This window comes from Roseateles sp. GW821-FHT09G03 (genome assembly GCF_059416045.1).
Genome location: NZ_JBWKOK010000001.1, coordinates 1,111,165 through 1,129,173, shown reverse-complemented (window position 1 = coordinate 1,129,173; position 18,009 = coordinate 1,111,165). Strand labels below are relative to the sequence as shown.

Genomic DNA, 18,009 nt, shown 5'->3' with positions numbered 1-18,009 from the left:
CCTCAGTTCTTGGCGATCACCTTGTCGGCGAGCTTCTCGAGAAGATTGAGGAGCTTCTCGCCGATCAAGGTGTGAAGATTCTTGGTTCCGGCATCCGGTTCGGCCTTGACCGTCGCAGAGCTCCTGATGATCGTCAGCAGGATCATCGTGGGCACCGAGAAGAGCGCGACGACGGTGGTCACGACGATGTGCCACTTGTCAGCCGAGACGGCGGGCCAGTGCTCAAAGACGCCGACGAAGACGCTGAGGGAGAACAGCCCCGCTGCGTAGAGCAACGCTGCGGTGGCCAATCCACCCCGTGCGGCCCAGGCGCGCAGGCTGAGATCCAGTTCTTCTGGCCTGCTGAGGAAGCGACGCTCGGTGTTGTTGTGGAGAGCGGCCGCCTCCAGGGAGGAGACATCGGGAAGCTCCTGTCGGTCGAGCAGCGGCAGTTCAATCGTTGGCAGCATTGGCGGCATTCCTGGCGAAGTGCTTTCGGATCACCTCGTCGCTCATCACGGTGCGCTTCGCTTTCCTTGTTTCTTCCCAAGCGCCGCCGGGATGACGCGCGATCGAAGACAGATGATCCGGCTCAAACCTTCCGTATCGGTCCAGGACCTGATCGACATAGAACCAGAAGCGCGTGTCGGCCTGGCTCGGTACGAGGGGAACAAACTGGCAAGTCTCAGGCTGGAATTCCGGCAGCATCTCGATCGCCTTGGCCTCGAATTTCCTGAGGCGGTAATAGAGCGAAGAGAACAGCGGTCCGTGCTCCCAGGCTTCGGGGCGCTCGGAAACGACCGATTGACCGAAGAACGTCAGAGTCCAGCCGTGAATGAAGAACACGAACTTCTGGATCTCCAGATGCCCGAACTTGCGTCCCGCCTGTTGTCCGCGATAGACGAATGCATTGGCGACGAGAGAGGGCGAGTAACTCATGGCATGCGATTATCCGAGCGCATCACTGAGGCCGATTCGAATCGTGGGGGGAGACGGACTCCCTCTCGCGGGGGAATCACGTCCTGCAAATCGACGGATTTCTGAACATGAATGACAAGAACGAGTGGGGCGACCTACCCACAGCATTGGGTCAATTGCTGAATCGCCGTTTCGAGCACATCGTCGTGTTCAGCGGCGCCGGCATGTCGGCCGACAGCGGCATTCCGACCTTCCGTTCGGGCAGCAACGGACTGTGGGGCGAGTTCGATCCCGAGCAACTGGCAACACCTGGCGCCTGGCAGCGCGACAAGGAGACCGTCTGGGGCTGGTACGAGTGGCGCCGCGGCCAGGTGATGGCCGCGACGCCGAACCCGGGCCATGTCGCGGTGGCGCGACTGCAGCGCGAATTCGGCGCGCGGGTGGTGACGCAGAACGTCGACGATCTGCACGAGCGCGCGGGCGTCGAGGGCGCCTTGCATCTGCACGGCAGCTTCTTCACGCCGCGATGCGACCGGTGCGGCGCGCCGGCCGTGCTGGCCGAACCGCCGCCCGAGGCGCAGCGGCGCCTGACGCCGCCGTCCTGCGGGCGATGCGGGGCGGGCTCGATCCGGCCCGGCGTCGTGTGGTTCGGAGAGAACCTCGACGAAACGGTCGTGAACGCCGCCGCGGCGCTGATCGCCGAGTGCGACCTGCTGCTGATCGTCGGCACGTCGGGCGTCGTCTATCCGGCGGCGGGCATGGTGCGGCTGGCGCCGAAGGGCGCCGTGATCGTCGAGATCAATCCGCAGCCGGGCGACGTGGCAGCGAAGGTGAGCCACCGGTGGCAGACGACCGCGGCGGCCGGCCTGCCGGCCGTGGCGGCGCGGCTGTCGGCGGCCGTCAGGCCTTCGGCGGACGCTTGACGCCGTAACGCGGGCCGAGCTCGGCCCACAGGAACTGCGCGTCGTAGACCTTGCCCGATGCGGCCTCGGCCGGCTTGTCGTGGAAGCACTGGATCGTCAGCGTCGTCGCCGGCTGCTTCTGCGTGACCGTCCTGGCCTCGCTGTAGGTCGTCGTCGAGGTCGACCGGGTCTCGTTGCCTTCGGTCTTGCTCGTGGTCTCGGTCGTCTGCGTCGCCGGCACGCTGTAGCTGCTGGTCAGCACGTCGTTGCGCTCCTCGACGACGACGAAGTAGCGGTAGCCCTGGGTCAGCGTCACCTCGGCGCTGCGCAGCAGGGCCTGGTCCGCCGCCTTGGACGGCACGTCGTCCTGGTAGCCGGCGAAGGTCACGCGGTACCGGTCCTGCGCGAGCGGCGCGTCGCTGTAGCCGTAGCCGCCGAACATGCGCGTGTACGACGTGAAGGCGCAGGCGTTGAGCAGCGCCAGCGCGCCGATGGCGATCCATTTCTTCATTCAGGGTTCCTCCTCGGGGACGACTGTCCGAAAGCGTCGTGACCGTCTCATTGCGGTCATGTTGCGGAATGCTTCAGAGTCGTCAGCAATTGCTCGATCGAATAACGCGGCGGTTCGTCGCTGGTTGACTGCAGGGCCAGCGGCGCCCCGAACCGCGCAGTGCGGATTGGACCATCGATCCAGGCAAGACCTGTCACCGCTCGAAGCGGTAACCCACGCCGTAGATCGACCGGATCCGGTCCGTACCGGCGCCCGCGCGCTCCAGCTTGCGGCGCAGGTTCTTGATGTGGCTGTCCACCGCGCGCTCGGTGACCTCGCGGCCGTCCACGTGCAGCAGGTCCAGCAGCTGCGTGCGCGCGTAGACGCGCCCCGGCTGCGCGGCCAGGATGTGGAGCAGGCGGAACTCGATCGGCGTCAGGTCCAGCGGCTCGCCGCGCCAGCTGGCGGTCCAGCCGGCCTCGTCGATGAACAGCGCCTCGCTGCCCGCCGCGAAGGCCGCCACCGCGGCGGCCGTCGCCATCTCGTGGGCGCGGCCGCGGCGCAGCGCCGCCTTCACCCGCGCCATCACCTCGCGCGGGCTGAAGGGGTTCTTCGCGATGTAGTCGTCCGCGCCGGTCTCCAGGCCGGCCAGGCGGTCCGACTCGTCCGCCCGCGCCGTCAGCATCAGGATCGGCACGCTGCTCATCGCGCGCAATGTGCGGCACAGCGTCAGGCCGTCGATGCCGGGCAGCATCAGGTCGAGCAGGATCAGGTCGTGCCGCCGCGCCGTCCACGCCGGGATCACCTCGCGGCCGTCGGCCACGCATTCGGGCTCGTGACCGGCCGCGCGCAGATAGTCCGCCAGCAGCGCCGCGAGCTTGGGTTCGTCCTCGACGACCAGCACCCGCGAGGGGCCTGGCTCCATCGGCATCGGCGCCAGGCCGGCGCCCGACCCCGGGGGCGATCCTGGGCCGTTCTCAGACATGGACCGGCAGCTCCACGCGCATCCACAGGCCGCCCAGCGGCGAGGGACGCGCCTCGATGCGGCCCTCGTGCGCTTCGGCGATGCGCTGGCAGATCGACAGCCCCAGCCCTGATCCGCCGCCGCGGCGGCTGCGCGAGGCATCGACGCGGAAGAAGCGCTCGAACAGCCGCGGCAGGTGCTCGGGTCCGACGCCCGGCGAAGTGTCTTGCACGTCGATCACCGCGTGCTCCCCGCTGCGCCGTGCGCTGATGCTCAGCGCGCCGCCGGCGTCGGTGTAGCGGCAGCTGTTCTCGACGAGGTTGCCCAGCAGCTGCCGCAGCCGGCGCTCGTCGCCGAAGACGCGCAGCGGTTGGTCCGGCAGGTCCAGCTGCAGCCTCAGCCCGCTGCCGTGCAGCCGCTCGCCGAAGGCGCCGGCCGTCACGTCGATCAGCTCGCGCAGGTCGACCTCCGACTTGCGGTAGGCGAGGGCGCCGACGTCCGCCATCGACAGCTCGTGCAGGTCGTCGACCAGCTTGTGCAGGATGCCGACCTCGCCTTGCAGGGAGCGCAGCGCCTGCGCATCGAGCTTGCGCACGCCGTCCTCCAGCGCTTCCAGTTCGCCGTGCAGCACGCCCAGCGGCGTGCGCAGCTCGTGCGAGACGTCGGCGAGGAACTCGCGCCGCATCGCCTCGTTGCGCTGCAAGGTCAGCGCGAGCTGGTTGAAGTCGCGGCCCAGGCCGGCGATGTCGTCGTTGCCGCGCGTCTCGGGCACACGGATCTCGAAGTCGCCCGCCGCCAGGCGGTGCGTCGCATCGGCGACGCGCCGCACCGGGCTCAGCAGCCGGTGCGAGATCCAGAACGCGACCGCGCCCGCGAGCAGCACCGCCGCGCCGCCGACCACCCAGGCCGAGCGCAGCTGCGCGTCGTAGAAATGCTTCTCCGCGCCCGGGCTCACCGATTCGATCGGGGTCAGCGTCAGCCAGCCGACGGTCAGACCGTCCACGATGATCGGCCGCTCCACCGTGGGCTCGACCGGGCCCGCATAACCGGCCACGCGCTCGCGGTTCTCGTCGAACAGCGTGAAGCGCCGCGTCGCGCCCGTCAGCTCGGCGGGACCGTGCTTGACCGCGGGCATGTCGGCTTCCGGCACCAGCGGGCGCAGCAGTCGGCCCCAGAGCTCCGGCTTCTCGCGCAGGAAATCCCAGCTCTTCCCGTGCTCCCGGTAGCCGGCGGTGACGCTGGTCCGGGCCAGTTCGAGCCGGTTCACGCCCTGCTCGTTGAGGTAGCCGATGAAGTCCCGGTTCAGGTTGATGTGCGAGAACACGCCCATCGCCAGCGCCACCGCCATGGCGGTGCTGAAGACGGCGGCGAAGAGCCGGGCGGTGAGGGTGAACGAGAGCTTCATCCGAAGAAGGGAAAAGACGCGGTACGGACCTGACACGGACCTCGATACGAGTGGCGCAAACCGGGTGGAGTGACAGCTCGGACCGAGACGCAGTGTGCCGAAAGTGATGGCAGAACCATCGACCGACGGGATGATGAGGGCCTCGGCGTGCGACCGGCAAGCCATCCGGGCGGAGGCCGCGCGCCCGACGCGATCTTCAAGGTCTCTCCACATTCATGGCCGAGCATCCGCCGCCATGCCGAAGAAGATTCTGACATCCACGTCGTTGAAGTCCCTGATCCCGTCGCGCACCCCGCGCGCGCCGTCCTTGGGGCCGATCGCAGCGGCGCTGGCCGCCCTGGCCGTGCTGGCGCTCGCCGGCTGCGGCGAGAAGAAGGACGACACCGCCAAGCGCGCCCCGCCCGAAGTCGGCGTGGTCGTCGTCACGACGCAGGACGCGCCGCTGGCGCTGGAGCTGCCGGGCCGGCTGTCCGCCAGCCAGGTCGCCGAGATCCGCCCGCAGGTGACCGGCATCGTGCAGAAGCGGCTCTTCGAGGAAGGCAAGCTGGTCCGTGCCGGACAGCCGCTGTACCAGCTCGACGCCGCCACCTACGAAGCCGAGCGCGCTCGCACCGCCGCCGCGCTGCAGAAGGCCGAGGCCCAGGTGGCCGTCGCCCGCAGCCGCGCCGAGCGCGACGCCGAACTGCTCAAGGCCGACGCCCTCAGCCGCCAGAGCGCCGACGACAGCGCCAGCGCGCTGCGCCAGGCGCAGGCCGACGTGGCCGTGGCCCGCGCCGCGCTCGACGCCGCGCGTGTGCAACTGGACCGGACCCGCATCACCGCGCCGATCGCCGGCCGCATCGAGGTGTCGACGGTGACCGCCGGCGCGCTGGTCACCGCCGCGCAGACGCAGGTGCTGACGACGGTGCAGCAACTCGATCCGATGCACGTCGACATCGTGCAGAGCAGCGCCGAGATCCTGCAGCTGCGCCGCCAGCTCGACGCCCGCAGCGGCAGCAGCAAGATCAGGCTGGTGCTCGAGGACGGCACCGAATACGCCCGCCCCGGCACGTTGCAGTTCAGCGGCGTGACGGTGGACCGCGGCACCGGCGCGGTCACGCTGCGCGCGATCGTGCCCAACCCGGACGGCGCGCTGCTGCCCGGCATGGTGGTCCGGGCCAGGCTGCTGGCCGGCATCGACAGCGGGGTGATCCTGGTCCCGCAGCAGGGCGTGACGCGCTCGCCCACGGGCGAGGCGACCGCGCTGGTCGTCGGACCGGAGAACAAGCTGCAACTGCGCCAACTGGTGCTGACCCGCGCGGTCGGCAACCAGTGGCTGGTCGCCAGCGGCCTGAAGGCCGGCGACAAGCTCGCCATCGAAGGCCTGCAGCGCGTGCGCGCCGGCCAGCCGGTGACGCCGGTGCCGGCGGGGATGAAGAAGGGCGGCTCGGCGGGCTCAGGCGGCAAGCCGGCCGCAGCCTCCGCGGCGGCGGCCGTCGCGGCGGAGACCGGCGGTCCTGCGGCATCGGCGGCGACCTTGCCCGGCTCGCCTGGGGACTCGGCGTCGGGCTCGGCTTCGGGCGCGGGACGCTGACACCATGGCCTCGTTCTTCATCGACCGGCCCATCTTCGCGTGGGTCATCGCGATCGTGATCATGCTGGCGGGCGCCGCCGCGGTGCGCATCCTGCCGCTGGAGCGCTACCCGGACATCGCGCCCACGCGCATCTCCATCAACACCAGCTACCCGGGCGCGGCCGCCAAGGCGATCGAGGACTCGGTGACGCAGGTCATCGAGCAGAACCTCAAGGGCATCGACGGCCTGTTCTCGATCGAGTCCAACAGCAACGCCTCCGGCGGCGCCAGCACCGTGCTGAGCTTCGTCGCCGGCACGGACCCGGACCTGGCGCAGATGCAGGTCCAGAACAAGGTTTCGCAGTCGCTCTCGCGGCTGCCGCAGGCGGTGCAGGCGCAGGGCGTGCGCGTGACCAAGGCGGGCACCGAGAACCTGATGGTCATCATGCTGACCAGCGACAACCCGGCCGTGACCTCGGCCGACCTGGGCGACTACCTGTCCAGCACGCTGCTCGACATCGTCAGCCGCATCGAGGGCGTGGGCGACATCAACGTCTTCGGCTCCGGCTACGCGATGCGCATCTGGCTGGATCCCGCGCAGCTGCAGCGCTACGCGCTGGTGCCGGGCGACATCCGCAACGCGCTGCTGGCGCAGAACACCGAGGTCTCGGCCGGCCAGCTCGGCGCCCAGCCGGCGCCGGAAGGCCAGCGCCTGACGGCGATCATCACCGCGCGCGCCAAGCTGACCACGGCCGAGCAGTTCCGCAACATCGTGCTGCGCGTGCAGCCGGACGGCTCCGCGCTGAAGCTGGGCGACGTCGCCCGCGTCGAGCTGGGCCGCGACAGCTACACCACCAACGTCAAGAGCACCGGCCAGACCGCGGCGGGCATGGCCATCCTGCCGGCCAGCGGTGCCAACGCGCTCAAGACCGCCGAGCTGGTGAAGGCCAAGCTCGCGGAGCTCGAGCCCTTCTTCCCGCACGGGATGAAGTCGACCATCACCTACGACACGACGCCCTTCATCAGCGTGTCCATCGAGAGCGTGGTGCACACGCTGATCGAGGCGATGGTGCTGGTCGTGGCGATCATGTACCTGTTCATGCAGAACCTGCGCGCGACGCTGATCCCGGCGATCGCCGTGCCGGTGGTGCTGCTGGGGACCTTCGGGGTGTTGGCGGCGGCGGGGTACTCGATCAACTCGCTGACGATGTTCGGGCTGGTGCTGGCCATCGGCCTGCTGGTGGACGACGCGATCGTCGTCGTCGAGAACGTCGAGCGCCTGATGCGCGAGGAGGGTCTGAGCCCGCGCGACGCGACCCGCGAGAGCATGAAGGAGATCAGCGGCGCGCTGGTCGGCATCGCGGTCGTGCTGTCGGCGGTGTTCATCCCGATGGCCTTCTTCGGCGGCTCGACCGGCATCATCTACCGCCAGTTCTCGATCACGGTCGTGAGCGCGATGATCCTGTCGGTGCTGGTGGCGATGAGCCTGTCGCCGGCGCTGTGCGCGACGCTGCTCAAGCCCGTGCACAAGGGCGAGCACGCGGCCCACGGCGGCCCGTTCGGCAAGCAGCTGGACTGGTTCTTCGGCGGCTTCAACCGCCAGTTCGACAAGTTCAGCGATCGCTACGTGGTGCGCGTGCGCTGGCTGACAGTGCGCGGCGTGCGCAGCTTCCTCGTCTACCTGCTGCTGATCGGCGGCATGGCGCTGCTCTACAAGTCGCTGCCGACCTCGTTCCTGCCGGACGAGGACCAGGGCAGCCTGCAGATCCAGGTCCGGATGGCGCCGGGCGCCACGGCCGAGCGCATGGAAGCGGTCGCGCAGGCGATGGAGGCTTACCTGGCCGAGCAGAAGGAAGTGCAGTTCTACAACCTCGTGCGCGGCGCCAACGGCGACCAGGGCTCGGGGCAGGGCTTCATCCGGCTGACCGACTGGAAGGACCGGCCCGAGAAGCAGCAGGGCGCCGCGGCGCTGGCCGAGCGCTTCAGCCGCGAGCTCGGCAAGAAGGTGCGCGACGCCAACATCTTCATCGTGCAGCCGCCGACGGTGCGCGGCCTGGGCGGCAGCGCCGGCATCCAGCTGTTCCTGCAGGACCTGGGCGGCGTCGGCAACGAGGCGCTGGCCGAGGCGCGCGAGCGCCTGATCGACGAGGCCAACAAGCATCCCGAGCTGGCGCGAGCCCGCATCAACAGCCTGACCGAAACGCCGCAGCTGCAGATCAACATCGACGACCAGAAGGCCGGCACGCTGGGCGTGGCGACGACGACGATCAACGACACCTTGTCGATCGCGCTGGGCAGCAGCTACGTCAACGACTTCATCGACCGCGGCCGCGTCAAGCGCGTGCTGGTGCAGGGCGAGGGCGCCTACCGTGCCGATCCCGACGCGCTGCGCCACTGGTACGTGCGCAACGCCGCCGGCACGATGGTCTCGTTCAACGCCTTCGCCACGGCGACCTGGCAGAACGGTCCGCGCCAGCTGGTCCGCTACAACGGCAGCGCGGCCTATGAAATCCAGGCCGACGTGCCGCCGGGCGTGAGCTCCGGCGCGGCGATGAAGGCGATGGAATCCATCCTGCGCGAGATGCCGCCCGGCATCGGCTTCGAGTGGTCCGGCCGCAGCTACCAGGAGCGGCTCTCGGGCGACCAGGCGCCGATGCTCTATGCGGTGTCGGTGCTGTTCATCTTCCTGTGCCTGGCGGCGCTGTACGAGAGCTGGTCCGTGCCGTTCAGCGTGATGCTGGTCGTGCCGCTGGGCATCATCGGCGCGCTGGCGGCCAGCCACCTCGGCGGGCAGCAGAACGACGTGTTCTTCCAGGTCGGCTTGTTGACCACGGTGGGCTTGTCGGCGAAGAACGCGATCCTGATCGTGGAGTTCGCCGAGACCTTGCGAGGGCAGGGGATGAGCGTGCTCGAGGCGACATTGAAGGCGTGCCGGCAGCGGCTGCGACCGATCCTGATGACCTCGCTGGCCTTCATGATGGGCGTGCTGCCGCTGGCCTTCGCGAGCGGCGCGGGCTCGGGCTCGCAGCGCGCCATCGGCGTCGGCGTGCTGGGTGGCATGGGCAGCGCGACGCTGCTGGGCATCTTCTTCGTGCCCTTGTTCTATCTGTGGGTGAAGCAGCGCTTCAGCCGCGCCAAGCCCGCGCACGCGGAGGCGACCGGTCACGGCGCGCAGGGCGACGACGGCGCTCATGACGCCGGAGAAGCGGCCAAGCCGGAGGTGCGGACATGAAGCGCACCAGGACTCTGACGATGCGACTCTCCGCGATTCCGCTGCTGCTCGCCCTGAGTGCCTGCGGCAGCCTGGTGCCGAGCACCGACACGCCACGTCCGCCGATGCGGGACGATTTCCGTCCGAACGCAGCCGCCTCGTCGGCCGCCGCGGCTTCGTCCGCATCGACATCGACGGCGCCAGCGGCCTCGCACGAATGGCGCGGCTTCTTCGCCGACGCGCGCCTGGACGAGGTCGTCGCGACAGCGCTCGACCAGAACCGCAGCCTGCGCGCGAGCGCGGCCGCCGTCGAGCGCGTGCGGGCGCAGTACCGCGTGACCGCGGCGGACCGGTTGCCCGAGATCGGCGTCGGCGCGTCTGCCACTCGCCAGCGCACGATCAACGGCGAAGGCGCGACGACGACCTACGGTGTCAACCTCGGGCTGGCGAGCTACGAGATCGATCTGTTCAACCGCCTGGGCAGCCTGGAAGGCGCGGCGCTGTCGCGCTTCCTCGCGGAGCAGGAGACGCAGCGCAGCGCGCGGCTGAGTCTGGCGGCCGAAGTCGCGACCGCTTGGCTGTCGCTCGCGGCGGCGCAGCAACGCCTGACCCTCAATCAGGAACTGCGCGACAGCCAGCAGCGCTCGCTGGATCTGGCGGAGCGGCAGTACGCGCTCGGCGCGGCGTCTGGGCTGGATCGGGCGCGGGCGCGCACGGCCTTCGAATCCGCGCGCGGCGACGCCGCGGAGAGCGTGAGCGCGGTGACGCAGGCGCGATTGCAACTGGAACTGCTCGTCGGCCAGCCGCTGCCGGATCGGCTGCTGCCGATCTCGCAGGAAACGCAAGGCGCGCCAGGAGCGATGGCATTGCCGGCGATCCCAGGCGGCTTGCCTGCCGAGGTGCTGCTGCAGCGGCCCGATCTGCGCGCGGCCGAGCAGCGCTTGCGCGCGGCGGCCTTCGACGCCGGCGCGGCGCGCGCGGCGCGTTTCCCGCGCTTGACGCTGACCGCCAGCGCCGGCACGCGCAGTCCCGATCTGGACGGCCTCTTCAAGAGCGGCAGCGGCGTGTGGAGCATCGTGCCGCAGATCGATCTGCCGATCTTCGACGGCGGACAACGTCGCGCGCAGGTCGAGGTCAGCGAGGCCAGCCGGCAGGAAGCGCTGGCGGGCTACGAGTCCGCGCTGCAGTCGGCGTTCCGCGAGGTCGCGGATGCGCTCGCGGTGCGCGATCAACTCGCGGAGCGGCTCGATGCGCAGCAGGCGCAGGTAGATGCGGCGGAGCAGTCGCAACGCCTGGCCGAGCGCAGCTACCGCCTTGGCGGCAGCAGCCAGCTGGAGCTGCTCGATGCGCAGCGCCAACTGACGACGGCCAAGCGTGCGCTCGTGACGCTTCGTCAGACGGAGCAGAGCAACCGCGTGGCGCTGCTGAGGGCCCTCGGCGGTCGCTGGACGCAGTGAGGGGACGGTGCGCCGAGGCGCGGGTTCAGCGCCCCGACTTCGGCGACGCCTCGCCCTGGAGCAATGCGGTGAGCACGCATTCAAGGAAGCCGTCGCAGTTGCTGCTGGCGCGGGCGCGGTCGCTGCGGTCCTGCGCGGCGCCGCTCGCCTGACGCGCGCCGGCGCGTTGCAGGTCGATCGAGGCCTGCTGCTCCCTGGCCGCGGTTTCTCCGGAGTGCGTGGCGCAGCCTGTGCTCAGCGCGGCGACGATGGCCAGCGCGACGGGCAGGCCGATCCAGCGGGTGATGGTCATCTGAGGCTCCCTGAAATCGTGTGGATGCGCGCCCGTTCTTGTGGGTGTCGAGACGGTCGGGAGACCGTGTCGAGCGCGACAGCGGCGAAGTATTCCTCAAGCGCCCGGAGGCTGCAGGAGCTCTGGGTCAGTGTTTTCGCTTTCGCATAAATCGAAAATAAAACTTTCGATTTATGTTGTAAGGAAAGAAAAAAACGTGGCGTAAACCATATTCGAAAGAATTCGATGGCTTTCTAGACTGACCCGGTCATTCACCACGACCAGGGGACCTCATGAAGCAAGCCACACGGCCGACCGCGCGTCTGAACACGGCTCTCAAGACGTTTTCCAGCACCTTCTCCCGTCTCTCCGCCGTCGTCGCGCTCGCCGGCGCGGCGGCAGGTTTCGCGACCACCGCCACGGCCGCGCCGGCCGGTTTCGGCCTGATCGCGTACTGGGGCGAGACCGCCAGCACCTACGGCGGCCAGGTGCCGACCGGCAGCTACGTCGTCATCAATCCCAACAGCGGCGCGCAGGGCCTGAGCGCGAGCCAGATCACCAACTGGAAGGCGGTCATCGCCAACATCCGCGCGCAGGGCGGCAAGGTGCTGGGTTACGTGCCGACCGGCTACGACCGCAACACCGCCGACGAGCTGACCCGCTACAACGCAATCCCGGCGGAGCTCTCGGCCTACAAGAACACGCTGGGCGGCGTCGACGGTTTCTTCTTCGACGAGGCCGCGCACGACGACGTGTCGCTGACCGACGCGCAGAAGTGCAGCGGCACGCCGACGAAGTGGGCCAACGTGCGCTCGATGGTGTCGGGCTCCGGCGCGGGCGGCATCAAGGTCTGGAACGCGGGCTGGCCGGGCGCGAGCGGCTGCTTCGTCAGCGCGGCGCAGTCCGGCGAGCACATCGTGATGTACGAGGCCGCGTATGCGGACTACCTCAACGGCGCGAGCTGGCTCAACGGCGACGTGCAGAACCTGGCCACGTCGCTCAACGTCAAGACCTGGCTCCTGATCCACTCCGCGACGCAGGCGCAGATGCAGGCGACGCTGCGCGGCACGACGGCCAATTACGTCTACGTGACCAGCATGACCTACAACCCCAGCCTGCCGTGGGGCGGGCCGATCTGGAACTACACGCCCACCTATTGGGGCAATGACACGGCCAGTGGGACGGAGCGGTGGTGCCTGAAGAGCTTGAAGAGCGGCGGGAACTGCTGACCTCGTCCTAGCACGCGCGCGAGCGGCTCTCTCTCATGGATCGACCCGGTGCCGGCACGGGTCGACCTCACGAAGAATGCGCCTATTCAAAAAAGCGCTTCTTCGCTTCAGGGAGAGAGGGATGAGTCAATCTCGTGGGTGGCGCCGTGCCGCCTGGGCGAGCCTGTGCGTGCTGGTCGCGCTCGGCTCGCTGCCGACCGGTCTCCGCGCGGAGAGCGCAACGGCGCCTGCGGCCGAGGCGACACCGAAGGGCAAGCCGCCCGCCGTCGCCGACTTCTTCCGCGACCCGCTGATCCGTCGACCGAAGATCTCGCCCGACGGCCGCGCGATCGCCATGGTGGTGAGCAGCGAAAAGCAGGGCCGAAGCGCCTTGGCCGTCCTCGAGCTGGACCAGGGCAATCGCATCACGGTGGTCGCCGGCTTCGTCGACTCCGACATCGCCTACTTCAACTGGGTGGGCAGCGACCGGCTGGTCTACACCTCCGGCAAGGACCAGGCCGGCAACCGCAGCAGTGAGAACCGGGCGGGACTGTGGACGGTGAAGCGCGACGGCAGTGCCAACCGGCAGTTGATCTTGACGCGCTACGCGCAGGAGAGCCGGATCGAGTCCCGCATCGCCACGCGGGCCTTGCCGTACGAATGGATCCTCTACGGCGTGCCGGACGACGACAGCGGCGAGGTGATCGTCGGTTATGGCCGCTACGACGCGCGCGGGGACCTGAAGTCCGCCCAGCTGGCCAGGCTGAATGTCGAGACCCAACTGCGCCGCACGCTGGAGCCCGGCGCGCCCGACAACGCCACCGGTTGGGCAATGACCCCGACCGGCGAGCCGTGGGCGCTGCAGACGATCGAGGAAAACCGCCAGGCGCTGTACCTCAAGAACGCCGACGGCGGCTGGACGCTGGCCCAGGAAGGCGACTGGGTGAACTCGCCCACCGTCACGCCGCTGGCGTCCGACGGCGGCGACCTGCGGCTGGTGGTCAGCCGATCTCCCGAGGGGACGCAGGCGCTGTACCGCCTCGATCCCAAGACCTTGAAGCGGGAAGACCAGCCGCTGCTGTCCTTGAAGGGCTACGACTTCAACGGCGTGGCCATCTTCGATGCGGAGAGCCGCCGCCTCCTCGGCCTCTATTACGAGAGCGACGCCTGGGCCACGCATTGGTTCGATCCGACGCTCAAGGCCATGCAGGCCGCCGTCGACCAGGCACTGCCCGGCCGCGTCAACATGCTGGAATGCCGACGCTGTCTGAAGACGGGGCGGGTGCTGGTCACTTCGCTCTCGGATACGCAGCCGGCCGAGTACTTCATCTATGACCACGGCGCGAAGCAACTCACAGAATTCGGTGCCTCGCGGCCATGGATCCGTGCCGCGGACATGGCGCAGGTCGAGCTCAGCCGCATCCGCGCCCGCGACGGGCTGGAGTTCCCGGTCAAGGTCACGATCCCGCGCGGCAAGTCCGCCGGACCACGCCCGGCGGTGATGCTGGTGCACGGCGGTCCCTTCGTGCGCGGAACGGCCTGGGATTGGTCGGATATCCCGCAGTTCCTCGCCTCGCGCGGCTACGTCGTGATCGAGCCCGAGTTCCGCGGCAGCCTCGGCTATGGCGACACGCTGTTCCGCGCCGGCTGGCGGCAGTGGGGCGAGGGGATGCTGGACGACGTCGCCGATTCGCTCGCCTGGGCGGTCAAGCAGGGCTGGGTGGATCCGCGTCGGGTGTGTATCGCGGGCGGCAGCTATGGCGGTTATGCGTCCATGATGGCGCTGATCAAGGATCCCGGCTTGTACCGCTGCGGCGTGAGCTGGGCCGGTGTGACCGACCTCGAGTACATGTTCAGCCTGAACTGGAGCGACGGCACCCAGAACATGAAGCGCTACGGTTTGACGGCGATGCTCGGCGACCGCGTGAAGGACGCCGAACGCCTGCGCCGCACCTCGCCGTTGCAACGCGCCGCGGATCTGAAGGCGCCGGTGCTCATCGGTCACGGCGTCGATGATTTCCGCGTCCCCATCGACCACGCGACCGACTTCCGCCGCGCGCTGGAAAAGGCCGGCCACAAGGACGTCGAGTACGTCACCTACGACGGCGAGGGCCACGGCTGGCGCAAGCTGTCCACGGACGTCGACTTCTTCGGACGGATGGAGCGCTTCCTGGCGAAGCACCTCGCGGCGGGGACGACCGGCGCGCAGTAACGAAGAAGGCCCCGCCGGGAGGCGAGGCCTTCTACTCCGGGAGGCCAAGCGCGGGCACTCCACGGTGCAGGGGGCGTCCCTCCGGGAACCCCCAGCACCATTCCGGCCCCACACACAGCCGCAGACTGCGGACCGAGCGGTGGGGTCAGGTCTTGCGCTCCAGTTGGCTCACCAACCGATCGTGTACGTCACCGTCGTCGGCGCGTTCGTATGCAGCGACGGGCTGAAGCCGCCGACGTCGTCGTACGCGAAGCCGTAGGCCAGGCCGTAGCCGTTGGCGGCGCCTTCCGTGCCCTTGATCGAGTGGTCATGCCAGAACTTGGCGAACCAGTTGCCGCGCGTGCCGGCCGGGTAGAAGGCCGCCGGGCGGTACCAGTCGGCCGGCGTGGCCAGCACGTGGCGGTTCAGCGCCGCGCACACCTGCGCCTGGATCTGCAGCTGGATCGACTTGGCCGCGTCGGCCGGCGTGTCGACCTGGAAGCTGCCGTCGGGCTTGCGCGGATCGTCCAGCTTGCCCGCGCCGAGGAAGACCTCGGCCGTGTTGGGCTTGCCGTTGATGTAGTACGTGCCGTTGGAACGCCCGCCGGTGAAGACGAAGCGGTTGGTGCTGCCGTCGACGCGTCCCCGGAAGGTGCCCAGGTTGTCCAGCGTGAAGACCAGGTCCTGCGTCTTGAACCGGTTCCACATGTCGCCGATGTAGCCGTCCAGGTAGGCGCCGTTCACGTCGCCCGGGCGGAAGGTGAAATGCGCCGGCGCCAGGATGCGGGTGCGGTACGGCACGTTGGCGAAGTTGGGGTCTGCCAGGCTGCGGAACTCGACCGGAACTTCCTGCTGGAACTTGGTGAACAGCGTGTCGCGCGATTCCGTCAGCGGCTCGCCGACCGTCTTGTCATAGCCGCCCAGGCCCTGCACGCGCAGCTTCAGCGGGAAGCCGAAGTGATCCACGCGGGTCGTGTTGATGAAGATGCCCTGGTCCGGCTGGCCCTTGGGGATCAGCGCGAATTCACCGAAGTCGAAGATGACGTCGAGGTTGGGATCGCTCGAGTTCTCGATGTTGGCGCCGGCGTAGGCGATGTTGCCCGCGCCGTCGGTGTTCACCTCGATGAACATCGGGCTGCCGACCGACATCAGCACACGCGCCGAGTTGACCGGCGGGATGGTGATCTGCTTGGTCTGCGACAGCGGGAAGAAGTAGTTGGCGTACTTGCGGCCGTTCTTCGTCACGGTGTTGTCGGACAGGCGCATCGGGACGATGTTGCCGCCGGCATCGACGTGCACGAACTCGCCCGTCTGCCAGCTCTTGCCGATGATGGCCCAGTAGACCTGCGAATCGGGCCAGCGGCCGTTGGTCGCGTTCTCGATCTTGAAGGTGGTCTTCGCGTTCCAGTCGGCCGGATTGCCGGGGTTGCCCGGGTTGCCGGGATTCGTCGGCGTGCCCGGATCGGTCGTGCCGCCGCCGGCCGTGACGGTCGCGGTGAAGCGCGCGCTGTCATAGGCCGGATTGCCGTTGTTGTACGTGAACCAGTAGTCCACGCGCGTGCCGGCCGCGGCGCCAGGCAGCGCCAGCTCGTAGCGCGCCGCGCCGCCGTTGAAGGGCATGCGCAGGTTCTGCTGCGCGCCGCCGTTCAACTGGTAGTGGGCATCGACCCAGGTCGTGGCGACGTTGGACTTGAACCAGAGCGTGGCCTGGCTGCCGTTGAACGCGACGCCGTGCGAGAAGCTCGCATTGGACTGCGCCTGCGTCGTCGGCACGCTGAAGCTCAGCACGAGGAAGGCCAGGCACGCGCCAAGCCAGGAGAGGAGGCGATTCATGAAGTCTCCAAGAGGTTTCGATGGTGTGCTGGAGGCACCGATCGACGCAGTCCGGGAGGCGCTCTGCGACGCTCATCCGGGTCCCGCGACTTCTCTCCTGCGCCAACCATCCTAGGCAAAAGCCGTGGATTCTGAAAGCGCTTTCACAATTTCGAGGTATTGGATTGCAACGGCTTGAAAGCGGCGGGGCGGCGGGTGTCGTGCAGTCGTGGCGTGAGGGCCGGTGCGATGTCCGGGCGAGCCGCGGGGGCCGAAGAGGCTTGAAATGGGGGCTGCGGGCGAGGAGCGCCGTCCGCTGGCATGGACCTCGCTTATCGTCATGGCCGCCTTTGCCAGTTGCCGCTACCGCCGATGTCGACACCTTCCGCAACGTCTGATGCCGAGTTCTCGTTCCGCAGGATCGCGGTGCCCGCATTCGGGCCGTCGATGCTGTTCGGTTTGGGCGAGGGCGCGATCCTGCCGATCGTTCCGCTGATGGCTCGGGAGTTGGGCGCGTCGGTGTCGATGGCGGCCTTCGTGGTGACGCTGATCGGGCTGGGATCGTTGCTGAACAATATCCCGGCGTCGGTGATCACGATCCGCTGGGGCGAGCGCTGGGCCATCGTGGCGGCGGGCGTCTGGAGCGCGCTGGGCATGGCGCTGGCCGTGCTGCTGCCCGGCGTGCTGGCGCTGGGCATCGGCTGCTTCATGGTGGGCATGTCCCAGGCCGTCTACAACCTGGCCCGGCAGAGCTACCTGACCGAGGCCGTGCCCGCCGCCTACCGCGCGCGGGCGCTGTCGACGCTGGGCGGCGTGATGCGGATCGGCATGTTCATCGGGCCGTTCTTCTCGGCGGCGGCGGTGCATGCGTTCGGGCTGCAGGCGGCGTTCGGCGTCGGCATCGCGGGCGTGCTGGCCGCAGCGGCGATCGGCGCGCGGCTGCCGGACCTGGAAGTGCCGCCGCATCCCGCGGGCGCGGCCGCGCCGGCGCCGGTCTCGCTGAAGACCATCGTGGCCGACCATCGCAGGGTCTTCCTGACGCTGGGCCTGGGCGTGATGCTGGTCAGCGCGGTGCGGGCGTCGCGGCAGGCGGTCATCCCGCTGTGGGCGGACCACCTGCTGCTGGCGCCGGCGGTGACCTCGCTGATCTACGGCATCTCCGGCGGCATCGAGATGCTGCTGTTCTATCCGGCCGGCCGCGTGATGGACCTGAAGGGCCGCCGCTGGGTGGCCGTGCCGTCGATGGCGATCATCGGGCTGGCGCTGCTGGCGATGCCGTTCACCGTCGGCTTCACGACCTTGCTGATCGCCGCGACGGCGATCGGCTTCGGCAACGGCATCGGCTCGGGCCTGATCATGACGCTGGGCGCCGACCACGCGCCGCGCCACGGCCGCGCCTACTTCCTCGCCGTGTGGCGCTTCCTGTCCGACGTGGGCGGGTCCTGCGGACCCGCGCTGCTGTCGGCGCTGGTGGCGACGGCGTCGCTGGCCGGGGGCATCGCGGTCACCGGGCTGCTGGCAATGCTGGCGGCGACCTTGCTGGGCATGTGGATCCCGGCGCGGAATGCGGGTGCAGCGGCCGCGGCATCGTCGGCAGCGGCGAAGGTGCCGCCAGCGCCTCCGCGCTGATCTTCCGGAAGTCGTCGGCT

14 protein-coding genes are annotated in these 18,009 nt (G+C 69.0%); 7 read left to right on the top strand and 7 right to left on the bottom strand.

Annotation, left to right across the window (positions count from 1 at the left end):
* Positions 1 to 2: 2 nt before the first annotated feature.
* Both AC07OZ_RS04990 and AC07OZ_RS04985 read right to left on the bottom strand, forming a co-directional pair.
* The gene (locus AC07OZ_RS04990; protein WP_495466044.1) at positions 3 to 449 is read right to left on the bottom strand and encodes a hypothetical protein; all 447 of its coding nucleotides are present in this window, start codon (positions 447 to 449) and stop codon (positions 3 to 5) included.
* Positions 433 to 918 (bottom strand): Panacea domain-containing protein, encoded by a 486-nt coding sequence (locus tag AC07OZ_RS04985; RefSeq protein ID WP_495466043.1) that lies wholly within the window; start codon positions 916 to 918, stop codon positions 433 to 435. The genes AC07OZ_RS04990 and AC07OZ_RS04985 overlap by 17 nt, the downstream gene beginning before the upstream one ends.
* A 107-nt stretch (positions 919 to 1,025) precedes the next feature.
* Here AC07OZ_RS04985 and AC07OZ_RS04980 point away from each other — a divergent pair, with 107 nt between their 5' ends.
* Positions 1,026 to 1,820, top strand: a complete 795-nt coding sequence (locus AC07OZ_RS04980) for an SIR2 family NAD-dependent protein deacylase (RefSeq protein ID WP_495466042.1) — start codon at positions 1,026 to 1,028, stop codon at positions 1,818 to 1,820.
* Here AC07OZ_RS04980 and AC07OZ_RS04975 read toward each other — a convergent pair.
* The 3 genes from AC07OZ_RS04975 to AC07OZ_RS04965 form a co-directional block, all read right to left on the bottom strand.
* Positions 1,798 to 2,310: a CC0125/CC1285 family lipoprotein gene (locus tag AC07OZ_RS04975; protein ID WP_495466041.1), complete on the bottom strand. Its 513-nt coding sequence runs from the start codon at positions 2,308 to 2,310 to the stop codon at positions 1,798 to 1,800. The two genes, AC07OZ_RS04980 and AC07OZ_RS04975, sit on opposite strands and share 23 nt — an antisense overlap.
* Positions 2,311 to 2,503: 193 nt before the next feature.
* Positions 2,504 to 3,274 (bottom strand): response regulator, encoded by a 771-nt coding sequence (locus tag AC07OZ_RS04970; protein ID WP_495466040.1) that lies wholly within the window; start codon positions 3,272 to 3,274, stop codon positions 2,504 to 2,506.
* Entirely contained in the window at positions 3,267 to 4,658 is a 1,392-nt protein-coding gene (locus AC07OZ_RS04965; RefSeq protein ID WP_495466039.1) for an ATP-binding protein, read from the bottom strand. The genes AC07OZ_RS04970 and AC07OZ_RS04965 overlap by 8 nt, the downstream gene beginning before the upstream one ends.
* Positions 4,659 to 4,893: 235 nt before the next feature.
* Here AC07OZ_RS04965 and AC07OZ_RS04960 point away from each other — a divergent pair, with 235 nt between their 5' ends.
* From AC07OZ_RS04960 to AC07OZ_RS04950, 3 genes are read left to right on the top strand one after another with little or no spacing between them, the layout of a single operon-like run.
* On the top strand, positions 4,894 to 6,231 hold the full coding sequence (locus tag AC07OZ_RS04960; RefSeq protein WP_495466038.1) for an efflux RND transporter periplasmic adaptor subunit: 1,338 nt from the start codon (positions 4,894 to 4,896) through the stop codon (positions 6,229 to 6,231).
* A 4-nt stretch (positions 6,232 to 6,235) separates the two neighbouring features.
* Entirely contained in the window at positions 6,236 to 9,442 is a 3,207-nt protein-coding gene (locus tag AC07OZ_RS04955; protein ID WP_495466037.1) for an efflux RND transporter permease subunit, read from the top strand.
* 20 nt (positions 9,443 to 9,462) lie between these two features.
* Positions 9,463 to 10,878 carry an efflux transporter outer membrane subunit gene (locus tag AC07OZ_RS04950; protein WP_495466036.1) on the top strand — a complete coding sequence of 472 codons (1,416 nt, stop codon included), beginning with the start codon at positions 9,463 to 9,465 and terminating at the stop codon, positions 10,876 to 10,878.
* 25 nt (positions 10,879 to 10,903) lie between these two features.
* Here AC07OZ_RS04950 and AC07OZ_RS04945 read toward each other — a convergent pair whose 3' ends face one another.
* Positions 10,904 to 11,170, bottom strand: a complete 267-nt coding sequence (locus tag AC07OZ_RS04945; RefSeq protein ID WP_495466035.1) for a hypothetical protein — start codon at positions 11,168 to 11,170, stop codon at positions 10,904 to 10,906.
* A gap of 272 nt (positions 11,171 to 11,442) precedes the next feature.
* On the opposite strand from AC07OZ_RS04945, the gene AC07OZ_RS04940 reads away from it, so the two are divergent.
* Together AC07OZ_RS04940 and AC07OZ_RS04935 are read left to right on the top strand one after the other, a co-directional pair.
* Positions 11,443 to 12,378, top strand: a complete 936-nt coding sequence (locus AC07OZ_RS04940; protein ID WP_495466034.1) for a spherulation-specific family 4 protein — start codon at positions 11,443 to 11,445, stop codon at positions 12,376 to 12,378.
* Positions 12,379 to 12,499: 121 nt separating this feature from the next.
* Positions 12,500 to 14,569 (top strand): S9 family peptidase, encoded by a 2,070-nt coding sequence (locus tag AC07OZ_RS04935; protein WP_495466033.1) that lies wholly within the window; start codon positions 12,500 to 12,502, stop codon positions 14,567 to 14,569.
* Positions 14,570 to 14,737: 168 nt separating this feature from the next.
* Here the strand turns inward: AC07OZ_RS04935 and AC07OZ_RS04930 are convergent, their stop codons facing one another.
* Positions 14,738 to 16,381: a glycoside hydrolase family 64 protein gene (locus AC07OZ_RS04930; protein WP_495466032.1), complete on the bottom strand. Its 1,644-nt coding sequence runs from the start codon at positions 16,379 to 16,381 to the stop codon at positions 14,738 to 14,740.
* Positions 16,382 to 16,732: 351 nt separating this feature from the next.
* Here AC07OZ_RS04930 and AC07OZ_RS04925 point away from each other — a divergent pair, with 351 nt between their 5' ends.
* The gene (locus AC07OZ_RS04925; protein WP_495466031.1) at positions 16,733 to 17,989 is read left to right on the top strand and encodes an MFS transporter; all 1,257 of its coding nucleotides are present in this window, start codon (positions 16,733 to 16,735) and stop codon (positions 17,987 to 17,989) included.
* Positions 17,990 to 18,009: the final 20 nt, after the last annotated feature.